Consider the following 18,838-nt stretch of genomic DNA (forward strand, 5'->3'; position numbering starts at 1 on the left):
GCGCTGCAACAGGTGGAGATCCAGTCCGCCGCGCTCTTTGGGAGAGGCCATGGCATGGATCCTCGGGTCAAGCCCGAGGATGACGAAGAAGTGGAGCTCGCTCTGCGAACTACGTATTCATTGAATCGAAGAAGTCCGCATTGGTCTTGGTCTGCTTCAGCTTGTCGATGAGGAACTCGATCGCGTCGGTGGTTCCCATCGGCGCCAGGATGCGGCGCAGCACGAAGATCTTCTGCAGGTCAGCGCGCGGCACGAGCAGGTCTTCCTTGCGGGTACCCGACTTCAGAATGTCCATGGCCGGGTAGATGCGCTTGTCGGCCACCTTGCGGTCGAGCTGGATTTCGCAGTTGCCGGTGCCCTTGAACTCTTCGAAGATGACTTCATCCATGCGGCTGCCGGTGTCGATCAGCGCGGTGGCAATGATGGTCAGCGAACCGCCTTCCTCGATGTTGCGGGCAGCACCGAAGAAACGCTTCGGCCGCTGCAGCGCATTGGCGTCGACGCCTCCGGTCAGCACCTTGCCGGAAGACGGCACCACGGTGTTGTAGGCGCGCCCGAGGCGGGTGATCGAATCGAGCAGGATGACGACGTCGCGGCCATGCTCGACCAGCCGCTTGGCTTTCTCGATGACCATCTCGGCGACCTGCACGTGGCGCACCGCCGGCTCGTCGAAGGTCGAGGAGATCACCTCGCCCTTCACCGAGCGCTGCATGTCTGTCACTTCCTCCGGCCGCTCGTCGATCAGAAGCACGATCAGGTAGCATTCCGGATGGTTGGCGGTAATCGAGTGGGCGATGTTCTGCATGAGAACCGTCTTGCCGGTACGCGGCTGCGCGTTGATCAACGCGCGTTGGCCCTTGCCGATCGGCGCCACCAGGTCGATCACGCGCGGCGAGATATCTTTGGAGGTCGGGTTGTCGATCTCCATCTTCAGCCGCTTGGTCGGATAGAGCGGCGTCAGATTGTCGAAGTGGATCTTGTGGCGGATCTTTTCGGGATCGTCGAAATTGATCGTGTTGACCTTGAGCAGCGCGAAATAGCGCTCGCCCTCTTTCGGACTGCGGATCGGCCCCTCGACCGTATCGCCGGTCTTGAGCGAAAAGCGTCGGATCTGCGAGGGCGAAATATAAATGTCGTCGGGACCCGGCAGATAATTGGCGTTGGCCGAGCGCAGAAAACCGAAACCGTCCTGCAAGACTTCGACCACGCCGTCGCCGATGATCTCGATGTCCTGGGCGGCCAGCTTCTTGAGGATTGCGAACATCAGCTCCTGCTTGCGCATGACGCTGGCGTTCTCCACCTCGAGCGATTCGGCATAGGCGATCAGCTCTGGCGGTTTCTTGTTCTTGAACTCGGTGAGTTTCATTTCTTGCATTAGGATAGACTCTGGGTAGGCTTTTGGGAGGAAATCGGCGGGATGCGATAAATGCCGGGCGCGGCCAAAAGCAATGAAGGGCGGCGCATGACGGGAAGGAAGACCCGTCTTTTATCGTCGGCCGGCTGAAAGAGCAAGCCGCCTTTTAGCAGGTCGTGAGAGAGGTCCGAAGGTTCAGAACGGCTTGACGACGACCAGGATCACGATAGCGATCATCAGCAATGTGGGGACCTCGTTGACGATCCGCCAGTGCCTCGCGGGTTTTTCGTTACGATCCTCGGCGAATTTTCGCACCGCGCCGGCCAGATAGCCGTGGATGCCGGACAGAACCAGCACCAGCGCGATCTTGCCGTGCAGCCAGCCACCCTGGAAACCAAAACCTTTCCAGGCCAGCCACAGGCCGAACACCCAGGTGACGATCATCGCCGGGTTGATGATGCCGCGCAGCAGCCGGCGCTCCATCACCTTGAAAGTCTCCGACTGCACCGAACCCTTCTCGGCATCGGCGTGATAGACCAGCAGCCGCGGCAGATAGAGCATGCCCGCCATCCACGAGATGACGGCAAGAACGTGGATCGCCTTGGCCCAGAGATAGAAGCCGTCTGGGGCCGCCAGAAACAGCAGCGCGGTGAGCACGACCAGGGCCGCGATGCCGATCACCATGCGCATCATCGCCTGGCCCGTGCTGTTGGTGTTGCTCATCCCGGCCATCAGCGTGTCGCGCTCCTCACCAGTTTCACCATCGCCTCGACATGCGCCACGGGCGTTTCCGGGGGGATGCCGTGGCCAAGATTGAAGATCAACGGTCCGCTTCCCAGGCTCTCCAGGATCGCGCTGACGCCGTCGGCCAGCGCCTTGCCGCCGGCGACCAGCCGCAGCGGATCGAGATTGCCCTGGACGGCCCCTTCCCGCTGCAACGCCTTCGCTGTTTCCAGCGGCACCGTCCAGTCGATCCCCAGCCCCGTAACGCCGGTCTTCTCGCGATAGCTCCGGTAGCGCGCGCCGGCGCCCTTGGGAAAACCGATGATCGGCACATCGGGATGGACCGCCCGAACCTGCCTCACGATCTCGGCCACCGGCTCGACGCAGAACAGCTCGAAACAAGCATCGTCGAGCACGCCGGACCAGGAATCGAATATCTGCACCACATCGGCACCGGCCTCGATCTGCCTGATGAGATAGGCGGCCGAATGATCGGTCAGCACCTTGAGCAGCCGACGAAACGCCGTCGGCTCCCGATAGGCGAACAGCCGCGCCGGCGCCTGGTCCGGCGTGCCGTGCCCGGCGATCATGTAGGTCGCCACCGTCCACGGCGCGCCGCAGAAGCCGATCAGGGTGGTTTCATCGGGCAGTTTCGCCCGCAACCGGCGAACCGTCTCGTAGACCGGTTCGAGATTCACGTGAAACATCGTGCTGTCCACGGCCGCGATTTCAGCCGCCGTGATCGGCGTCAGCAGCGGCCCTCGCCCCTCTTCGAAGCGTACGTCGCGGCCAAGCGCATGCGGAACGACAAGGATGTCGGAGAACAGGATCGAAGCGTCGAAGCCGAAGCGCTCGATCGGCTGCATGGTCACCTCGAAGGCAAGGTCGGGATCATAGCAGAGGTCGAGGAATGAACCTGCGCGTCGGCGCGTCTCGCGGTATTCCGGCAGATAGCGCCCGGCCTGGCGCATCATCCAGAGCGGCGGCGGAAACACTGTCCCACCCTTCAGCACGTCCAGCATGATCCGTCTTGCAGGCATAGAGCGCTCGCCTCTCCCGGCTTCCCTTTAATCAAATATCTTATTTTAAAGAATCTTCTGATTCTAAGAGTCTGTTGGTTGTGGTGGTTGTCACCTGTCCCGCTTTGGCCGTCAAAACACCAGCAAGCATATTGTCGCGCATTTCCAATCGCCCCTTGCAGGGTTCTGGGGACGAGCCGGAATCTTCCATTGGACTCAACACGCTAGAGCAGCGATCCTGCAGGTACGTCCTGTGGACGGACAAAAGGCAGAAATCTCCGTCCACGGACTTGTCCCCAGCCGCCCGACGAAGCCTACAGCGCATCGAATTGTGGACAAACCGGCATCTGATACAGTCGCTCCGGCCGGCGGGTTTTCCGAACCCTGCTTTATCCACATCCGCCCACAGCCCTAGGTAAACCCTGTGAACAAACCCCAGAGCTTCTTCCACCTGCACCTGATCTCCGACGCCACCGGCGAAACGCTGCTCGCGGCCGGCCGCGCGGCTTCGGCGCAATACAAGGATGCGCGCGCCATCGAGCACATCTACCCGCTCATCCGAACCGAAAAACAGGTGGCCAAAGTGTTCGAGGACATCGAGGAGGAGCCGGGCATCATTCTCTACACCGTCGTCGACCAGAAGCTGGCGCGCGGCATCGACGAGCGCTGCGCCGCCATGGGCCTGCCCTGCGTCTCCGTGCTGGAGCCGGTGCTCACCGTCTTCCAGTCCTATCTGGGCACGCCGGCCGGCCGCCGCGTCGGCGCCCAGCACGTCCTCGATGCCGAATATTTCCGCCGCATCGACGCACTCAACTTCACCATGGAACATGATGACGGCCAGTTGCCGGCCAATATGGACGATGCCGACATCGTGCTGGTCGGCATTTCGCGCACGTCCAAGACGCCGACCAGCATCTATCTCGCCAACAGGGGCATCAAGACCGCCAACATTCCGATCGTGCTCGGCGTGCCGGTGCCCGAAAGCCTGGTCAACGCCAGGACGCCGCTGATCGTCGGCCTTGTCGCCACCGCCGAACGCATCTCGCATGTCCGCCAGAACCGCATCCTCGGCAACAGCAGCGCCTATGTGCCAGGCGACTATGTCGACCGCGCCGCCATCAATGAGGAGCTCGCCTATGCCCGCCAGATCTGTACCCGCCATGGCTGGCCGATGATCGACGTCAGCCGCCGCTCGATCGAGGAGACGGCGGCGGCAATCGTTGCCCTGCGGGGGAAGACGCGGTAGGTGCAGATGAGAGAAGTGAGGGGTGCGCGATGGAACGCCAACCCTGGGTGAACCAGCATGACCGAAAAAATCATCCTCGCCTCCGGCAGTCCGTTCCGCAAGACGATGCTCCTCGGTGCCGGCATCGACGTCGAGGCGGTTGCGCCTGATGTCGACGAGCGCGCGCTCGAGGCGCCCCTGCAAGGCAGCGGCGCCTCGCCCGAGGATGTCGCGCTGGTGCTGGCCGAAGCCAAGGCCACCGAAGTAAGCGAGCGCAGGCCCGGCGCGTTGGTGCTCGGCTGCGACCAGACGCTGTCGCTCGGCGACGAGGTGTTCCACAAGCCGGCCGACATGGAAGGGGCGCGCCGCCATCTGCTGGCGCTGTCGGGAAGGACCCATCAGCTCAACAGCGCCGCGGTCCTGGTCCGCGACGGCGAGGTGCTGTGGCGCCATGTCGGCATCGCCAGCCTCACCATGCGCAAGCTCGATCCGGCCTTCATCGGCCGCCACCTGGCGCGCGTCGGCTCAAGGGCGCTGTCGAGCGTCGGCGCCTACCAGGTCGAAGGCGAAGGCATCCAGCTCTTCGAGAAGATCGAGGGCGACCACTTCACCATTGTCGGCCTGCCGCTGCTGCCGCTGCTGGCCGAACTGCGCACGCTGGGAGCGATCGATGGCTGAGGCGACCAAAAAGGCCTTCGTCACCGGTCACCCGATCAAGCATTCGCGCTCGCCGAAGATCCACGGCCACTGGCTGGCCAGATACGGCATCGACGGCAGCTACCAGGCGATCGATGTCGCGCCGCAGGATTTCGCCGAATTCCTGAGCACATTGCAAGCGAACGGCTATCTCGGCGGCAACGTCACCATCCCGCACAAGGAGGCGGCGTTCGCCCTGATCGAGCGCCGTGATGAGGCAGCCCAGCAGATCGGCGCCGTCAACACGCTGTGGCTGGAGGGCGGCCAATTGTGGGGCGGCAACACCGACAGCCATGGCTTCGCCGCCAATCTCGACGATCATGCGCCGGGTTGGGCGTCCATTGGCCCGGCGGTGGTGCTCGGCGCCGGCGGCGCCTCGCGCGCCGTCATCCACGCGCTGAAGCAGCGCGGCATCCGCGATATCCGCATCGTCAACCGCACGCTTGCCCGGGCGGTGGAATTGCGCGACCGGTTCGGCGCCGGTGTCTCGGCGCATGGTATGGCGGCGACCGGTGAACTGCTTGCCGATGCCGGCCTGCTCATCAACACCACGGCGCTCGGCATGCAAGGCAATGAGGGTCTGGCCGCCGACCCGGCCCTTTTGCCGGACCACGCGATCGTCACCGATATCGTCTATGTGCCGCTCGAGACGCCGCTGCTTGCGGCGGCAAGCGCGCGCAAGCTGAAGACGGTGGACGGCCTCGGCATGCTGCTCAACCAGGCGGTGCCGGGTTTCGAGCGCTGGTTCGGCGTGCGGCCCCAGGTCACACCCGAATTGCGCGCGCTCGTCGAAGCCGATCTGGCGCCAAAACCATGATCGTGCTCGGCCTCACCGGTTCGATCGGCATGGGCAAGTCGACCACCGCGAAAATGTTTGCCGAGGCCGGCATCCCGGTCCACGATTCCGACGAGACGGTGCATCGCCTCTATGCCGGCAAGGCAGCCCCCCTGGTCGAGGCCGCGTTTCCAGGAACCACCGGCGCCGGAGGCGTCGACCGGGCAAAGCTCGGCGCTCGGGTGCTTGGCGATGCGGCCGCGCTGAAAAGGCTGGAAGCGATCATCCATCCGCTGGTGCGCGCCGACGCCGACGCGTTCCTGGCGCGCAACCGCGCCGCCGGCGCGCCGCTTGCCGTCCTCGACATTCCGCTCCTGTTCGAAACCGGCGGCCGCGACCGCGTCGACAAGGTCGTCGTCGTCACCGCGCCGGCCGAAGTCCAGCGCCAGCGCGTGCTGGCGCGGCCCGGCATGAGCGAAGAGAAACTCGCCTCCATCCTGGCCAGCCAGGTGCCGGATGCGCAAAAGCGCCGCCAGGCCGACTTCGTCATCGATACCAGCCAGGGCCTGGATGCCGCGCGGGCTGAGGTCAAAGCTATCATCGCGGATTTGAGAGGTTAGATCGGCGCCTCTTTTCCTTCTCCCACAGGGGGAGAAGGAAAAAAGTCATTGCCCATTGCCATTTTGTTCCGCTCTCACGATTCTGCTCGCCAGGAGCGACTGATTCGATGCGTGAGATCATTTTCGATACGGAAACCACCGGCCTCGACATGCGCGACGACCGCATCATCGAGCTTGGCGGCGTCGAGCTGGTCAACCGCTTTCCAACCGGCAAGACCTTCCACCACTACATCAACCCGCAGGGCCGCTCGATCCATGCCGAGGCGCAGGCCGTGCACGGCATCAGCATGGCGGACCTGCAAGGCAAGCCGTCCTTTGCCGAGATCGTCGAGGAGTGGATCGCCTTCACCGACGGCGCCAAGCTGGTCGCCCACAACGCCACCTTCGACATCGGCTTCCTCAATGTCGAGTTCGGCCGGCTCGGCCATCCGGCCGTCGACATCGGACGCGTCGTCGACACGCTGGCGCTGGCGCGGCGCAGGCATCCGATGGGTCCCAATTCGCTCGACGCGCTCTGCCGGCGCTACGGCATCGACAATGCGCGGCGCACCAAGCACGGCGCCTTGCTGGATTCGGAGCTGTTGGCCGAAGTCTATATCGAGCTGATCGGCGGCAAGCAGACGGCTCTGATCCTGGACACCGTTTCAGTGCAGATGAACGGCGCGGGCGAAGTGGCAGACATCGATATCTCGGTCGGCGCACGGCCGATCGCCCTGCCCCCGCGGCTGAGCGAAGCCGAGCGCGCTGCGCATGCCGGCATGGTCGCCACGCTTGGCGAGAAGGCGCTTTGGCTGAAGGTGATGGGCGCCTAAGCGCGCCGTTCTCCTCGCATTCGTCATCCTACGGCGGAGCAGGAGCGAAGCGACGTCGCGGAGACCCTAGGATGACGAGGTCGGGGGCTCTGCGGCCAAACCGGCCACACCAGCCTCTAAAACGAAAAACCCGGCGCGAGGCCGGGTCTTTCTGCAATATTCGTACGAGCCGGAATCAGCTCACCTGGACCTTCGACGCTGCCTGGTCCTCCGCCAGCTTCTGCTGGAACATCTGCGCGAAATCGATCGGGTCGAGCATCAGCGGCGGGAAGCCGCCATTGCGCGTCGCCTCGGCGATGATCTGCCGGGCGAACGGGAACAGCAGCCGCGGGCATTCGATGAACAGGATCGGCAGCATGTGTTCCTGCGGGAAGCCACTGATGGCGAAAACGCCGCCATAGACCAGCTCGACATTGAACAGCACTTCCTGGTCGAAGGACGCCTTGGCGTTCAGCGTCAGGTTGACGTCGAACTGCTTGTCGGAGAGCGGATTGGCGTTGACGTTGACGTTGATGGCGATGCCAGGCGCCTTATCGCGGCCGCGCAGCGAGTTCGGCGCGCCGGGGCTCTCGAAGGAAAGGTCCTTCACATACTGGGCAAGGACGTTGAGCGAGGGCTGCGCCGTGTTGCCGTTTCCGTTGGCGCCGACCGGCGCGTCATCTTTGCTGGCCATGAGCCTTGTGTCCTTTTGCCTGGGCAGCATTGCTGACCGAATTGAAATCGGGCGTTCGCTACCATGGCCGGCATGACAAGACAAGGTTTGCCGCCTTGCGACCGGAGGGGATCCAGACTGCGTCGAGATTCAGGTCAGGCCGGCATCACCTGAACATCAATATAGCCTCAGTCGTCCTTCAGGCGGCGCCATGGCGAATTGTGGTCCGGCCCGCGCTTGAAATCGTCTTCGCGCGAATAATCGCCGTCGTCGAGGTCGATGACCCTGTCGCGCGGCCGGCCGCGGAAGCCGCCGGCCGAGAAATTCGTCGCTACCACGATGCGGCCCTTGAGCCTGCGCCAGGCAAGATCGCGCACCGGCGGCAGGAACAAGAGAATGCCGAAAATGTCCGATATGAAGCCCGGGATGATCAGCAGGATCGCGGCGAGCACGATCATGGCGCCGTGCGCGAGCTGACGGCTCGGATCGCGGCCGGCGCCCATCTCGGTGCTGATGCGGCTCATGACGCCAAAACCCTGATGCCTGAGCAGCAGCGCCCCGGCGATGCTCGACGCGAGCACCAGGCCGACCGTCGCCAGCGCGCCGATCTGGCGCCCGACGATGACGAAGCCGGCGATCTCCAGCAGCGGAAGCGCCAGAAGAAAAACGGGAAATAACGAAATGCGCAAGTCTTGCCGATCCTTCCGATCGTTCTGGCGTTGGTCTGCTTTGCCTGCCAGCGGCCGCCGGCCGCTGGCGCCGAGGCTGTTAGATAGGTATGGCTGCCTTTGATTTGAATGATTGCGCCTTGCGTTCTATATGGTTTGCATGTTGAACGCTATGCGACCGCTGCCCTGTTGGCCGGGCGGTCCGGCCGAGGGCAGGATTGATTGGCGGAAGATATGGGTTTCTTCGACTTCGGCACGATTTTCTTTCTGATTGCGGCAGTTGTGATCTTTTTCCAGCTGCGCAATGTGCTGGGCCGTCGTACCGGCAGCGAACGGCCGCCTTTCGATCCCTATACCGCCGCCCGCACCGGCGACAAGGATGCGCAGAAGTCCGAGAACGTCGTGTCGCTGCCGCGCAAGCGCCAGCCCGGCGAGCCGGCCGGCGAGGTCTATGCGGCCATCGACGCCTTTGCCAAGCCCGGAACCGACCTCAACAAGGGCCTGCGCACGATCAAGGACAACGATCCGTCCTTCGACCCGAAGGGTTTCGTCGACGGCGCCAAGATGGCTTACGAGATGATCGTCATGGCCTATGCCGACGGCGATCGCAAAACGCTGAAGAACCTTCTGTCGCGCGATGTCTATGACGGTTTCGTCGCCGCGATCGGCGAGCGCGAGGCGCGGTCGGAAAAGATCCAGTCTTCCTTCGTCGGCATCGACAAGGCCGACATCGTCTCGGCCGAGATGAAGGGCGGCGAGGCGCATGTCACGCTGCGCATCATCAGCGAGCTGATTTCGGCGACGCGCGACAAGGCCGGTGCGGTCATCGACGGCGACCCCGAAACCGTCGCCGAGGTCAAGGACGTCTGGACCTTCGCCCGCGACACGCGCTCGCGCGACCCGAACTGGAAGCTCGTCGCCACCGAAGAAGAAGATTGAATCCCTGACCGCGGCGGGCCTGTCGTGTCCTTCCATCAGGCATTCAGCGAAAGATCCTTCGGCGCTCTGCCCGGCTGGGATGACGACGACCATCTGGCGGCCTTCGAGGCCTTTCGCCGCTCCGCCTTCCATGTCCTGGCCAAGCCCTATCGCAGCGGCGCGCTCGGCGTCGACTTTGACGCCTTTGCCGGTGCCTATGCCGAGGCGCGCGCGGCCCCTCCTGCCAGCCGGTCGGAGGCCCGCGCCTTCTTCGAGCGTCATTTCGTCCCCATGCAGGTGCGTCCAGAGACCGGCGCCGGCCTCGTCACCGGCTTCTACGAACCGGAGGTCGAGGCCTCGCCGGTGCGCACGGAGCGTTTTGCCGTGCCGCTTCTGTCGCGTCCCGCCGATCTCGTCGATGTCGACGACGCCAACCGGCCCGACGGAATGGACCCCTATCTCGCTTTCGCGCGCCGGACGCCGGACGGGCCGGCCGAATATTTCGACCGTGGCGCGATCGAGCGCGGCGCGCTCGCCGGCAAGGGGCTGGAGATCGCCTGGCTGGCCGACAAGGTCGACGCCTTCTTCATCCATGTGCAGGGCGCGGCGCGGCTTCTGATGACCGACGGCCGGCTGTGCCGCGTCACCTATGCCGCCAAGTCCGGCCAGCGCTTCACCGGGCCCGGCAAGGTGTTGAGCGAACTGGGCGAGATCCCGCTGGAAAACGTGACGATGCAGTCGATCCGCGCCTGGTTCAGGGCGCATCCGGGCCGCGTCGACGAGATCCTGTGGCGGAACCGTTCCTATATCTTCTTCCGCGAGGCCGCGGTCGAGGACGCAACGCTCGGGCCGATCGCTGCCGCCAAGGTGCCGCTGACGCCGGGCCGCTCGATCGCCGTCGACCGGCTGCTGCACACATTCGGCACGCCCTTCTACATCGACGCGCCATCGCTGACGGCTTTCGAGGCAAAACCGTTCCGGTGCCTGATGATCGCGCAGGACACCGGCTCCGCCATCACTGGGCCGGCGCGCGGAGATCTCTTCGCCGGCTCGGGCGACGCCGCCGGCGAGATCGCCGGCGTGGTGCGCAATCCGGCCGATTTCTACGCGCTGGTGCCGCGCCCGCTCGTCTCGGGGTCGAAGCCATGACCCGCCGCAGCGACAGGTTGAGCGAGGACGACCGGGTGCTGTGGAACCTGGTGGCGCGCACGGCCAAGCCGCTGAAGGGCAAGGCCGCCGTGCCTGTCCCGGATTTCGGCATCGAGGCGAAACCGGCGCCGGCGCAACAAGCCCGGCCCGTTGCCGGTCCGGCCGGCGCGCCTAAGCCGAAGGCCCAGCATGTCTCCCATGCACTCGACGAGCCGACGCTGGACAAATTGTCGAAAGGCCGGCTGCCCATCGAAGGCCGGGTCGACCTGCACGGCATGACGCAGGACGAAGCCTATTCGCTGCTGTTCTCCTTCCTGCACCGCGCCCATGCCGGCGGCATTCGTTACGTCCTGGTCATCACCGGCAAGGGCTCGTCGTCGGGCGGCGACGGCGTGCTGCGCCGCGCGGTGCCGGCTTGGCTGTCGACGCCGGCGTTCCGGCCGCTGGTCTCCAGTCACGACCACGCCGCGCGCAACCATGGCGGCTCGGGCGCGCTCTATGTCAGGCTGCGGCGGGTCCGGTCGTGAGGATGGGGTCGTGACCCCGTTCGGCGAGAGGCTGCGGGCGCTGAGGGCCGAGCGCGGCGTCACCCAGAAGGACATGGCCGCCGCCATCGGCGTCAGCGCCGCCTATCTGTCGGCGCTCGAGCATGGAAGGCGCGGCGCGCCGACCTGGACGCTTATCCAGAAGATCATCGGCTATTTCAACATCATCTGGGACGACGCCGAGGAACTGGCGCGACTGGCCGAAGGCTCGCATCCGCGCGTCAGGCTCGACACGTCGGGCCTGAGCCCGGCCGCGACCGAGCTTGCCAACCTCCTGGCCGAGAACATCGAAAAGCTCGACGAGGAGGAACTGCGCGGCATAACCTTCTCTATCCGAGCGGCGCTGGGACGACGGCGGTAGGCCGGGTTTGCCCGGCTCTCGCGGCGGCTGAGCTCCCGATCGCGAAACGGCGGCCCGCCAGCAGCAGCCGGCGGGCCGCCGTGATGAGATCAGTTCTTGCCGGCCGTGCTGCCGCCATTGCCACCGCGGCCGTGATCACCATGGCCGCGGCCACCATTGCCGCCGCCAAGGCAGTCCGATGCGCCGGCGGCGCCGCAACAGCGGCCGCTCCACAGGTCGTTGAGATTGGTGTTGGCGCAGCTTCGAATGGTCTGATCGGCCAGAGCGGATCCGGCCATGCCCGACACCGCGACGGCGGCGAGAAGGGTGTTACGCAGGAAAGCAGTCATTTGAAGTCTCCATGGTTGGTTTCGGTTCACGGCTGTGTGTCGCCGGCCGGGCCGAAATGGTTCATGGAGGGTGTGGGAATTTTTTTGGGGAGTGCGCGAGGCGCGTGACTGCAACGTCGGCGCCGCCCCTCATCCGCCTGCCGGCACCTTCTCCCCGTATAGGACGGGGAGAAGGGAGACAGCCGCGCCCTTGGCGTATTTCTTGCGACGTCGGCAATTGGGGAAATCGTCGATGACAGCGTCTTTCTCCCCGTCACTATACGGGGAGAAATGCCCGGCAGGGCAATGAGGGGCGGGGCCGACATCCGGCGGTTGGGCGCGCCGCCCGCCGCAGTCCCTACTCCACGGACCCGACCAGCACCTGCTGGCCGCCACGGATCGAGACCCAGCGGCCGGTGTTGTCGATCGCCTGGCGCTTGAGGAAATGGTAGCCGGTGTCGTCCCAGGCCTTGACCTTGTCGGTCAGATTGTCGAGCACATAGTCGCCCCTGTCGGTGCGCACCGTCAGCACCGAGTGCCCTTCGCCGTCGGGTTTGCGCACCACGGTGATGAGAAGATCGGCAAGCGATATACCCATCCGGGACAGCAGGCGCCGCTTTTCCAGCACATAGTCCTCGCAGTCGCCGACGCCCTTGGCGGGATAGGCCCAGACCTCGTCCTTGCCATAGATGTCCATGTCGCTCATCGGCTTGACGGCGGCATTCACCCTGGCGGTGACCTTGGCCAGCTTGCGCCACAATCTGTCCGTCATCGCGGCCGGCGCAAGATTGCCGGGACGGATCGCGCATTCGCGGGCATTGAGCCTGCAGAAATCATAATGGCCGATCGGTTGCGACGCGACGCCGCCGGTCGTCATCGCTCCGGCCGCCAGGGCCGGTGCCACCCAGCCTCCCATCATTGTCGCCAGTCCGGCTACTGCGCACGCACGAAGCGCTCGCGCCATTGGTGAGGAATTCATTGTCCCCGCTCGCCCTTGTTATTAATGAAAGGTTAAGGGCGATCTACAGTCCGTGTCAATTACCACGATTGGGTGATTTGCGACATGGTTACCCGCGAGACGCATGGCAGCGGCACCCGTGCGACAGGCCTGCCCGGCCTGTCCGGCGCTATCGGGCCGGCAATGCAGGCTGCCTATCTTTTGGCGGTGCGGACCAGCTTCGGTTTCACGGCGACCCGGTTCTGGCGGCCATAGCTGGTGATGAAGTCGACGATGCGCGGCACGATCTCGGCGCGGAAGCGCGACCCGTTGAAGACGCCGTAGTGCCCGACCGCGGGCTGCATGTAATGCGCCTTCCTGTCGGCGGGAATGTTGACGCACAGATCGTGCGCCGCCCGCGTCTGGCCAAGGCCGGAAATGTCGTCGTTCTCGCCCTCCACCGTGAACAGCGCGACATTGCGGATGGCCGAGGGATCGATGGGCGTGCCGCGATGCGTCATCTCGCCCTTGGGCAAGGCATGCCGGACAAACACCGTGTCGACCGTCTGCAGGTAGAACTCAGCCGTCAGGTCCATCACCGCCAGATATTCGTCGTAGAAGTCGCGGTGCTTCTCGGCGCTGTCGCCGTCATGCTTCACAAGGTGCATGAAGAAGTCCTTGTGGGCGATGATGTGGCGGTCGAGGTTCATGCTCATGAAGCCCGAAAGCTGCAGGAAGCCTGGATAGACCTCGCGGCCGAAGCCCGGCACCGGCCAGGGCGCGCGCATCACGACATTGTCGCGGAACCAGTCTATGCCCTTCTCCTCGGCCAGAAGGTTGACCGCGGTCGGGTTGCGGCGCGTGTCGATCGGCCCGCCCATCAGGGTCATCGTCGCAGGAACGAAGGGGTCGCCGCGCGTTTCCATCAGCGCCACGGCCGCCAGCACCGGCACGGAAGGCTGGCAAACAGCCATCACATGCGTGTCGGGGCCCAGCACATGCAGCATGTCGACGGCATAGTCGATATAGTCGTCGAGATCGAATTGGCCGTCGGCCGTCGGCACCATGCGGGCGTCGATCCAGTCGGTGATGTGCACGTCGGCATGGGGCAGCATGGCTTCGACCGTGCCGCGCAGCAGCGTCGCATAGTGGCCCGACATCGGCGCCACGATCAGAAGCTTCGGATCGCGCCGCCGCCCGGCGGGCACGGCGCGCTCGAAACGCACCAGGTTGCAGAACGGTCGTGACCAGACGACCTTCTCGGTCACTGCCACGCTCTTCCAGTCGACCACCGTCTTGTCGAGGCCGAATTGCGGCTTGCCGTAGCGGCGCGTGGTGCGCTCGAACAACTCGGCGCCCGCCGCGATCGAGCGGCCCCAGGACGTGTGCGAGAACGGATTGAGCGGGTTGGAATAGAACAGCCGCACCGCATCGGCATAGAGACGGGCCGGCTGCAGGGCGGCGTGGTTCATTTCATAGAGCTGGTAGAACATCCGTTTACCCCGCTGCGGCCTGCGACCGAAGGGGCGGCGAGCAGTGCCTGGCCCTAACTGTCTCGCGGGGAAGTTAACAACTAATTGCTGCGATGCAATACGTCACGTGGCGTGATCTATACGCATTCTTGGTCCAAAGCGTTGGAAATCAGCCTTGGACGGTACAAGCCGGCTCATTGTGCAGGTGCGAAGGCCAGGCGGCCCGGCCCTCGGGCCGGGCAGTGGTGGTCAGACGCGCGCCATGCAGACCGCGGTGTGGCCCGAACCGATGAAGCCGAGCTGGCCGGCGGCACCCTTCGACAGGTCGAGCACGCGTCCCCGGATGAACGGTCCGCGATCGTTGATGCGCACCACGACGCTGCGGCCATTGTTCTGGTTGGTGACCCGCAGCTTGGTGCCGAAAGGCAGCGTGCGGTGTGCGGCGGTCAAGGCCGAAGGGTTCATCCGTTCGCCCGACGCGGTCCTGGAGTGCAGGGCGTACCAGGAAGCGCGGCCGCATTGACCGGCGGCGGAGGCGGCTGGAGTGGCGGAGGCGCCGACCATCAGGCCAGCAGCGATCGTCACCGCGGCAAGCGCGGTCCGGTTGTTGTTATTCATATTTGGGGGAAGGCTCCGTTTTTGACAGGCCCCAGCCGTTACGGAGACAATAAGGCACGAAATGCGGCGATCATCTGGCGGTTCCATGGCGCCGGCACACGTTTGGAGTCGCCCGGTAACAGTCTGTCAGTGATTTCCCGGCGGTCAGCGATCAACTCACGATGATGTTCCAGCGGATATCCATGTCTTGTTTGACAAGATCGAGCGGCAACATCCAAGTAGAAGATGCTGCTGCCGAACCGATTCCTTTGCCTCTTTCATCGCGACGGCGAAGACGCGACCGATCAACTTCGGAAGGGAGAATCCGGCAATGAGACTGATCAAAAATCTGCTGGCGTTGATTGTGCTGGCCGTCGGCGCGCTGTGGTCGCTGCAAGGCATCGGCGCGATCGGCGGCAGCTTCATGACCGGCCAGTCGCAATGGCTCACCATCGGCATCATCGTCATGCTGGTCGGTCTCGCCGGGCTCGTGTGGGCGAACCGTTCGCGCGGTTGAGCCGCTCTCACTGCGACCAGTACTGCCAGGCCCAGTAGAAGCTTTCGTCTCGCGGCGGCAGGCGGTCACGCCCGGCCGGGAGTTGGACGGGCGCCGGCGAGCGCGGACCGTCCTCCCTTGTCGCCTTGTCCTCCTCTATCGCCTTCTCATGGGATGTCAGGCCCAGCAGCCAGGTGCCGAAATGGGCGAACAGCATGGCGGTGGAATGGGTCATCGTCATCTCCGTTTCCCGATCATTCGCGTCCCGCCCACGGCACGAGCGCGCGCTCGATCCTGCGGATGGCGAATTCGAGGACGAAGGCGATGGCCGCGATCACCAAAATGCCCATGACCACCACGTCGGTGACCAGGAACTGCGCCGCCGACTGGATCATGAAGCCAAGCCCGCGCGTCGCCGCCACCAGTTCGGCGGCGACCAGCGTGGACCACCCGGCGCCGAGCGCGATGCGCAGTCCGGTCAGGATCGACGGCAGCGCGCTGGGCAGGATCACGTGGCGGACCACCTGGCGCCTCGTCGCGCCAAGCGAACGCGCGGCGTTGATGCGCTCCTGCGAGACGCCGCGGACGCCGGACGCGGTCGACAAGGCCACCGGCGCCAGCATGGCGATGGCTATCACCAGGACCTTGGACGGCTCGCCGATGCCGAACCAGATGATGACCAGCGGCAGATAGGCGAGCGGCGGGATCGGCCGCAGGAATTCCAGCAGCGGATCGAAAATGCCGCGGCCGACGGTGCTGATGCCGATGGCGAGGCCAACCGGCACGCCGACGAGGAGCGCCGCGATGAGCGCGGCGAACACCCGCCCCAGGCTGGCGGCGATATGCTGGACGAGCGTTGCGTCGACAAAGCCATCGCGGGCGACGATGATGAATTTGTTCCACACCGCGACAGGCGAGGGCAGGAATACCGGCGACACCAGTTGCAGGCGGGCCGACAGCGTCCACAGCGCCAGCACCAGAAGAATGGTGGCCGCGCTGACCATGCGCGCCGAAACGCCCTTGCGCTTCGGGACCGGGCGCGACCATGGCACCGACAGGCCGTCGGCCTCTTCGGTCCTGGGGCCGGAGCGTTCGGTGTAGGAGGAAATGGTCATGCCGCCTCTCCCTCGAAGATCGCGTCGGTCAGTTCGCCGCGCGCCGCGGCGAAGCCAGGATCGGCCTTGATGGCGCGGATGGCCTCGCCCGCTGCGTAGCGCCTGGAGAAGCCCGGCTCCAAGGTCCGCACCACCCGGCCCGGCCCGGGCGCCAGCACCACGATGCGGGTGGCGAGCACCAGCGCCTCGTCGATGCCGTGCGTGACCATAAGCACGCCGACCTTGCTTGCCGTCCACAGGTCGAGCAGCGTCGTCTGCATGCGCTCGCGCGTCAGCGCATCGAGCGCGCCGAGCGGCTCGTCGAGCAGCAGGAATTGCGGCCCGGCAGCCAGCGCCCGGGCAAGGCCGACGCGCTGGCGCATGCCGCCGGACAGCTCCCAGATGCGCTTGTCGCCGGCATCGGTGAGCTTGACCAGGCCGAGCAATTCGTCGGCGCGGCGCGCCCGCTCGGATGGCCCGACACCGCGCAGCCTGAGCGCGAAGGCGACGTTCTCGCGCGCCGTCAGCCAAGGAAACAGCGCGTCGTTCTGGAACACCACCGCACGGTCCGAACCGGGTGCTGCGATCGGCCGGCCGTCGATCGCGGCCGTGCCGCGTGCCGGCGCGACAAAGCCGGCGGCTACATTGAGCAGCGAGGTCTTGCCGCAGCCGGAACGGCCGACAAGGACGACGAAGTCATCGCTGGCGACGTCGATCGATACCCGCTCGACGGCGGGTGCGGGCTGGCCGTCATAGTGGATCGAGATTCTGTCGAGCACGAGATGCGACATGAGCCCTCGCAGGAGTTCGTTGAAGTCCGCCTGCCCGAAGCCGCGCCTCGTCAGCGGCTCCGGGACAGACGACACGCGGCGTCAGGAAAGCCGCGCGCGTCTCATCGGGGCGCCACCTGCCCGTCGTGGCATGGGGCGCTCCAACGCTCGGGTCAGTTCGAGGCCAGCGCCTCGGTGACGTATTTCGATGTCACATATTTCGAATAGTCCGGCAGCACGGCGTCTACCTTGCCCTGCTCCTTGAGGAAGGCGGACGCGGCCGCGATCGCCTTGACCGTGCCGCCGCCGAGGAACTTGTCGGAGGCCTGTTCTTCGAGTGTCGGGAAGACGTAGCCCTTGAGCAGTTCAGGCACTTCCTCGACCTTGGCGCCGGTCAGCTTGGCGATCTCGGCCGCCTGCGGCGACGCTGCCGACCAGGCGTCGGGCTTAGCCAGGTACTCGGCATAGGCCGCACCCGTCACCTTGACGAAGTCGCGCACCGCTTCCGGGTTCTTTTCGGCAAAGTCGGTGCGCACGATCCAGGCGTCGAAGGTCGGCGCGCCCCAGGCGGCGACCTGGGAGGAATCCAGCACCACCTTGCCTGATGTCTTGACCTGGCCGAGCGCCGGATCCCAGACATAGGCCGCATCGATATCGCCGCGCGAAAAGGCAGCGGCGATTTCCGGCGGCCTGAGATTGAGGATCTCGACCGATTTCGGGTCGACATTCTCATGTTTCAGCGCGGCAAGCAGGCTGTAATGCGTCGTCGAGACGAAGGGCACGGCCACCTTCTTGCCGGCGAGGTCGGCGACCTTCTCTATGCCGGCGCCGTTGCGTGCGACCAAGGCCTCGGATGGCCCGATCAGGCCGACGACGAAGATGGTCTGGACCGGCAATTCGCGGCTCGCCGCCGCCGCCAGCGGGCTCGAACCGACATAGCCGATGTCTACCGAGCCGGATGCGACCGCGGCGATGACATCGGCGCCGGAATCGAATTTGCGCCAGTCGATGGCGGCGTTGGTAGCCTTTTCATAGGCACCATCGGCCTGCGGCACCTTGGAGGGTTCGACCACCGTCTGGTAGCCGATGGTGATCTTGAGGTCGTCGGCAAAAGCCGGGCCGAGGAAGGCGGCGCCGGCAAGTGCGGCCGTAGACAGGAGAAGGATGCGTCGCGAAATGGTGGTGGACATCAAGGGCTCCATGAAACAGGGGAAAACCGGATTGCTTCATGATAGTCCGCTAATTCTATGGTTCTTGTAGAGTTAAATTCTTCTAGCGGGGCCGGATTTGTTGGAAAAAGCTGCCGGTGCCGAGGTCCCCAGGCGGATTTGGCGGCTATGGCGCTTCAAGAGTGGCGAGATCATCACGTTCGGGAAGCTCCAGCCACCGCTACGGCCTCCGATCGCGAACGAGAATTCACGTTGCAGCCGCTTGAAAGGCAAATCCATGCTTCAGATGGATTGGAATTTAAAAACGTGTTCCGCCTGTTCGCGTTTAAGTATAGTAAACTTATCGACATAGAGACTTGGAGGCGACGATGAGAGGTCATACCCATCCGTATCGCGGCGATCGCCGGTGGCACCGGTCTCGGGCCGTCGCGCCACGGTTTGTGTCCCAGGCGTAACAAGTCAGGTCCAAAATGGCCGC

The 18,838-nt window shown here is 64.8% G+C and carries 23 protein-coding genes; 10 read left to right on the plus strand and 13 right to left on the minus strand.

Features of this window, described 5'->3' with window-relative positions; all coding sequences use genetic code 11:
• Nucleotides 1-109: 109 nt before the first annotated feature.
• The 3 genes from rho to hemE form a co-directional block, all read right to left on the minus strand.
• Complete coding sequence (gene rho / locus FJ940_RS02350) at nt 110-1,375, minus strand: transcription termination factor Rho (protein ID WP_140491913.1); 1,266 nt, start codon at nt 1,373-1,375, stop codon at nt 110-112.
• Nucleotides 1,376-1,549: 174 nt separating this feature from the next.
• A complete protein-coding gene (gene hemJ, locus FJ940_RS02355) occupies nt 1,550-2,086 on the minus strand; it encodes a protoporphyrinogen oxidase HemJ (RefSeq protein WP_140554734.1) in 537 nt (178 codons plus the stop codon).
• Nucleotides 2,086-3,117, minus strand: coding sequence for a uroporphyrinogen decarboxylase (gene hemE, locus FJ940_RS02360; RefSeq protein ID WP_140655090.1), 1,032 nt, complete (start codon nt 3,115-3,117; stop codon nt 2,086-2,088). The genes hemJ and hemE overlap by 1 nt, the downstream gene beginning before the upstream one ends.
• Before the next feature lie 403 nt (nt 3,118-3,520).
• Here hemE and FJ940_RS02365 point away from each other — a divergent pair, with 403 nt between their 5' ends.
• The 5 genes from FJ940_RS02365 (at nt 3,521) to dnaQ (ending at nt 7,224) form a co-directional block, all read left to right on the plus strand.
• Nucleotides 3,521-4,342: a pyruvate, water dikinase regulatory protein gene (locus tag FJ940_RS02365; protein WP_140491905.1), complete on the plus strand. Its 822-nt coding sequence runs from the start codon at nt 3,521-3,523 to the stop codon at nt 4,340-4,342.
• 57 nt (nt 4,343-4,399) lie between these two features.
• Nucleotides 4,400-4,999 (plus strand): Maf-like protein, encoded by a 600-nt coding sequence (locus FJ940_RS02370; protein WP_140491900.1) that lies wholly within the window; start codon nt 4,400-4,402, stop codon nt 4,997-4,999.
• On the plus strand, nt 4,992-5,834 hold the full coding sequence (locus FJ940_RS02375) for a shikimate dehydrogenase (RefSeq protein ID WP_140655093.1): 843 nt from the start codon (nt 4,992-4,994) through the stop codon (nt 5,832-5,834). Before FJ940_RS02370 ends, FJ940_RS02375 begins: the two co-directional genes overlap by 8 nt.
• Nucleotides 5,831-6,412, plus strand: a complete 582-nt coding sequence (gene coaE / locus FJ940_RS02380) for a dephospho-CoA kinase (protein ID WP_140559166.1) — start codon at nt 5,831-5,833, stop codon at nt 6,410-6,412. The genes FJ940_RS02375 and coaE overlap by 4 nt, the downstream gene beginning before the upstream one ends.
• A gap of 107 nt (nt 6,413-6,519) precedes the next feature.
• Entirely contained in the window at nt 6,520-7,224 is a 705-nt protein-coding gene (gene dnaQ, locus FJ940_RS02385; protein WP_140514104.1) for a DNA polymerase III subunit epsilon, read from the plus strand.
• Nucleotides 7,225-7,399: 175 nt separating this feature from the next.
• Here the strand turns inward: dnaQ and secB are convergent, their stop codons facing one another.
• Entirely contained in the window at nt 7,400-7,897 is a 498-nt protein-coding gene (gene secB, locus FJ940_RS02390) for a protein-export chaperone SecB (RefSeq protein ID WP_140491875.1), read from the minus strand.
• Nucleotides 7,898-8,064: 167 nt separating this feature from the next.
• Complete coding sequence (locus FJ940_RS02395; RefSeq protein ID WP_140491873.1) at nt 8,065-8,565, minus strand: FxsA family protein; 501 nt, start codon at nt 8,563-8,565, stop codon at nt 8,065-8,067.
• 213 nt (nt 8,566-8,778) lie between these two features.
• Here FJ940_RS02395 and FJ940_RS02400 point away from each other — a divergent pair, with 213 nt between their 5' ends.
• Genes FJ940_RS02400 through FJ940_RS02415 form a run of 4 tightly spaced genes read left to right on the plus strand, consistent with a single transcriptional unit; the run spans nt 8,779 to nt 11,517 of the window.
• Nucleotides 8,779-9,483: a Tim44/TimA family putative adaptor protein gene (locus FJ940_RS02400; RefSeq protein WP_140514105.1), complete on the plus strand. Its 705-nt coding sequence runs from the start codon at nt 8,779-8,781 to the stop codon at nt 9,481-9,483.
• Between the two features lie 24 nt (nt 9,484-9,507).
• On the plus strand, nt 9,508-10,611 hold the full coding sequence (locus tag FJ940_RS02405) for a murein transglycosylase A (protein WP_140655096.1): 1,104 nt from the start codon (nt 9,508-9,510) through the stop codon (nt 10,609-10,611).
• On the plus strand, nt 10,608-11,138 hold the full coding sequence (locus FJ940_RS02410; RefSeq protein ID WP_140655099.1) for a Smr/MutS family protein: 531 nt from the start codon (nt 10,608-10,610) through the stop codon (nt 11,136-11,138). Before FJ940_RS02405 ends, FJ940_RS02410 begins: the two co-directional genes overlap by 4 nt.
• Before the next feature lie 10 nt (nt 11,139-11,148).
• Nucleotides 11,149-11,517 (plus strand): helix-turn-helix transcriptional regulator, encoded by a 369-nt coding sequence (locus FJ940_RS02415; RefSeq protein ID WP_140491865.1) that lies wholly within the window; start codon nt 11,149-11,151, stop codon nt 11,515-11,517.
• 89 nt (nt 11,518-11,606) lie between these two features.
• On the opposite strand, the gene FJ940_RS02420 is transcribed toward FJ940_RS02415, so the two are convergent.
• The 4 genes from FJ940_RS02420 to FJ940_RS02440 form a co-directional block, all read right to left on the minus strand.
• Entirely contained in the window at nt 11,607-11,846 is a 240-nt protein-coding gene (locus FJ940_RS02420) for a hypothetical protein (RefSeq protein WP_140491863.1), read from the minus strand.
• 337 nt (nt 11,847-12,183) lie between these two features.
• Complete coding sequence (locus FJ940_RS02430) at nt 12,184-12,804, minus strand: transglutaminase-like cysteine peptidase (protein ID WP_140491861.1); 621 nt, start codon at nt 12,802-12,804, stop codon at nt 12,184-12,186.
• A gap of 173 nt (nt 12,805-12,977) precedes the next feature.
• On the minus strand, nt 12,978-14,255 hold the full coding sequence (locus FJ940_RS02435; RefSeq protein WP_140655102.1) for a polyhydroxyalkanoate depolymerase: 1,278 nt from the start codon (nt 14,253-14,255) through the stop codon (nt 12,978-12,980).
• A gap of 228 nt (nt 14,256-14,483) precedes the next feature.
• On the minus strand, nt 14,484-14,852 hold the full coding sequence (locus tag FJ940_RS02440; protein WP_140491856.1) for a septal ring lytic transglycosylase RlpA family protein: 369 nt from the start codon (nt 14,850-14,852) through the stop codon (nt 14,484-14,486).
• 310 nt (nt 14,853-15,162) lie between these two features.
• On the opposite strand from FJ940_RS02440, the gene FJ940_RS28360 reads away from it, so the two are divergent.
• Nucleotides 15,163-15,348, plus strand: coding sequence for a hypothetical protein (locus FJ940_RS28360; protein WP_181165190.1), 186 nt, complete (start codon nt 15,163-15,165; stop codon nt 15,346-15,348).
• 7 nt (nt 15,349-15,355) lie between these two features.
• Here the strand turns inward: FJ940_RS28360 and FJ940_RS02450 are convergent, their stop codons facing one another.
• The 4 genes from FJ940_RS02450 to tauA all read right to left on the minus strand — a co-directional run bounded on the left by FJ940_RS02450 (nt 15,356) and on the right by tauA (nt 18,381).
• Nucleotides 15,356-15,562 (minus strand): hypothetical protein, encoded by a 207-nt coding sequence (locus FJ940_RS02450; RefSeq protein WP_246670965.1) that lies wholly within the window; start codon nt 15,560-15,562, stop codon nt 15,356-15,358.
• A gap of 19 nt (nt 15,563-15,581) precedes the next feature.
• Nucleotides 15,582-16,442 (minus strand): ABC transporter permease subunit, encoded by an 861-nt coding sequence (locus FJ940_RS02455; RefSeq protein WP_140524466.1) that lies wholly within the window; start codon nt 16,440-16,442, stop codon nt 15,582-15,584.
• On the minus strand, nt 16,439-17,212 hold the full coding sequence (locus FJ940_RS02460; RefSeq protein WP_140655108.1) for a taurine ABC transporter ATP-binding protein: 774 nt from the start codon (nt 17,210-17,212) through the stop codon (nt 16,439-16,441). Before FJ940_RS02460 ends, FJ940_RS02455 begins: the two co-directional genes overlap by 4 nt.
• A gap of 152 nt (nt 17,213-17,364) precedes the next feature.
• The gene (gene tauA / locus FJ940_RS02465; RefSeq protein WP_140524462.1) at nt 17,365-18,381 is read right to left on the minus strand and encodes a taurine ABC transporter substrate-binding protein; all 1,017 of its coding nucleotides are present in this window, start codon (nt 18,379-18,381) and stop codon (nt 17,365-17,367) included.
• Nucleotides 18,382-18,838 lie beyond the last annotated feature (457 nt).

The sequence above is a fragment of the Mesorhizobium sp. B2-3-7 genome, from assembly GCF_006442695.1.
Lineage (GTDB): Bacteria > Pseudomonadota > Alphaproteobacteria > Rhizobiales > Rhizobiaceae > Mesorhizobium.

What these genes read in the sequence shown, in the direction of transcription:
- FJ940_RS02450 (WP_246670965.1), bottom strand. Translation starts at nt 15,562, where the DNA reads ATGACCCATTCCACCGCCATGCTGTTCGCCCATTTCGGCACCTGGCTG.
- FJ940_RS02460 (WP_140655108.1), bottom strand. Translation starts at nt 17,212, where the DNA reads ATGTCGCATCTCGTGCTCGACAGAATCTCGATCCACTATGACGGCCAG.
- FJ940_RS02435 (WP_140655102.1), bottom strand. Translation starts at nt 14,255, where the DNA reads ATGTTCTACCAGCTCTATGAAATGAACCACGCCGCCCTGCAGCCGGCC.
- FJ940_RS02420 (WP_140491863.1), bottom strand. Translation starts at nt 11,846, where the DNA reads ATGACTGCTTTCCTGCGTAACACCCTTCTCGCCGCCGTCGCGGTGTCG.
- hemE (WP_140655090.1), bottom strand. Translation starts at nt 3,117, where the DNA reads ATGCCTGCAAGACGGATCATGCTGGACGTGCTGAAGGGTGGGACAGTG.
- FJ940_RS02430 (WP_140491861.1), bottom strand. Translation starts at nt 12,804, where the DNA reads ATGAATTCCTCACCAATGGCGCGAGCGCTTCGTGCGTGCGCAGTAGCC.
- FJ940_RS02370 (WP_140491900.1), top strand. Translation starts at nt 4,400, where the DNA reads ATGACCGAAAAAATCATCCTCGCCTCCGGCAGTCCGTTCCGCAAGACG.
- FJ940_RS02440 (WP_140491856.1), bottom strand. Translation starts at nt 14,852, where the DNA reads ATGAATAACAACAACCGGACCGCGCTTGCCGCGGTGACGATCGCTGCT.
- secB (WP_140491875.1), bottom strand. Translation starts at nt 7,897, where the DNA reads ATGGCCAGCAAAGATGACGCGCCGGTCGGCGCCAACGGAAACGGCAAC.
- coaE (WP_140559166.1), top strand. Translation starts at nt 5,831, where the DNA reads ATGATCGTGCTCGGCCTCACCGGTTCGATCGGCATGGGCAAGTCGACC.
- dnaQ (WP_140514104.1), top strand. Translation starts at nt 6,520, where the DNA reads ATGCGTGAGATCATTTTCGATACGGAAACCACCGGCCTCGACATGCGC.
- FJ940_RS02400 (WP_140514105.1), top strand. Translation starts at nt 8,779, where the DNA reads ATGGGTTTCTTCGACTTCGGCACGATTTTCTTTCTGATTGCGGCAGTT.
- tauA (WP_140524462.1), bottom strand. Translation starts at nt 18,381, where the DNA reads ATGTCCACCACCATTTCGCGACGCATCCTTCTCCTGTCTACGGCCGCA.
- FJ940_RS02455 (WP_140524466.1), bottom strand. Translation starts at nt 16,442, where the DNA reads ATGACCATTTCCTCCTACACCGAACGCTCCGGCCCCAGGACCGAAGAG.
- FJ940_RS02410 (WP_140655099.1), top strand. Translation starts at nt 10,608, where the DNA reads ATGACCCGCCGCAGCGACAGGTTGAGCGAGGACGACCGGGTGCTGTGG.
- FJ940_RS28360 (WP_181165190.1), top strand. Translation starts at nt 15,163, where the DNA reads ATGAGACTGATCAAAAATCTGCTGGCGTTGATTGTGCTGGCCGTCGGC.
- rho (WP_140491913.1), bottom strand. Translation starts at nt 1,375, where the DNA reads ATGCAAGAAATGAAACTCACCGAGTTCAAGAACAAGAAACCGCCAGAG.
- FJ940_RS02375 (WP_140655093.1), top strand. Translation starts at nt 4,992, where the DNA reads ATGGCTGAGGCGACCAAAAAGGCCTTCGTCACCGGTCACCCGATCAAG.
- hemJ (WP_140554734.1), bottom strand. Translation starts at nt 2,086, where the DNA reads ATGGCCGGGATGAGCAACACCAACAGCACGGGCCAGGCGATGATGCGC.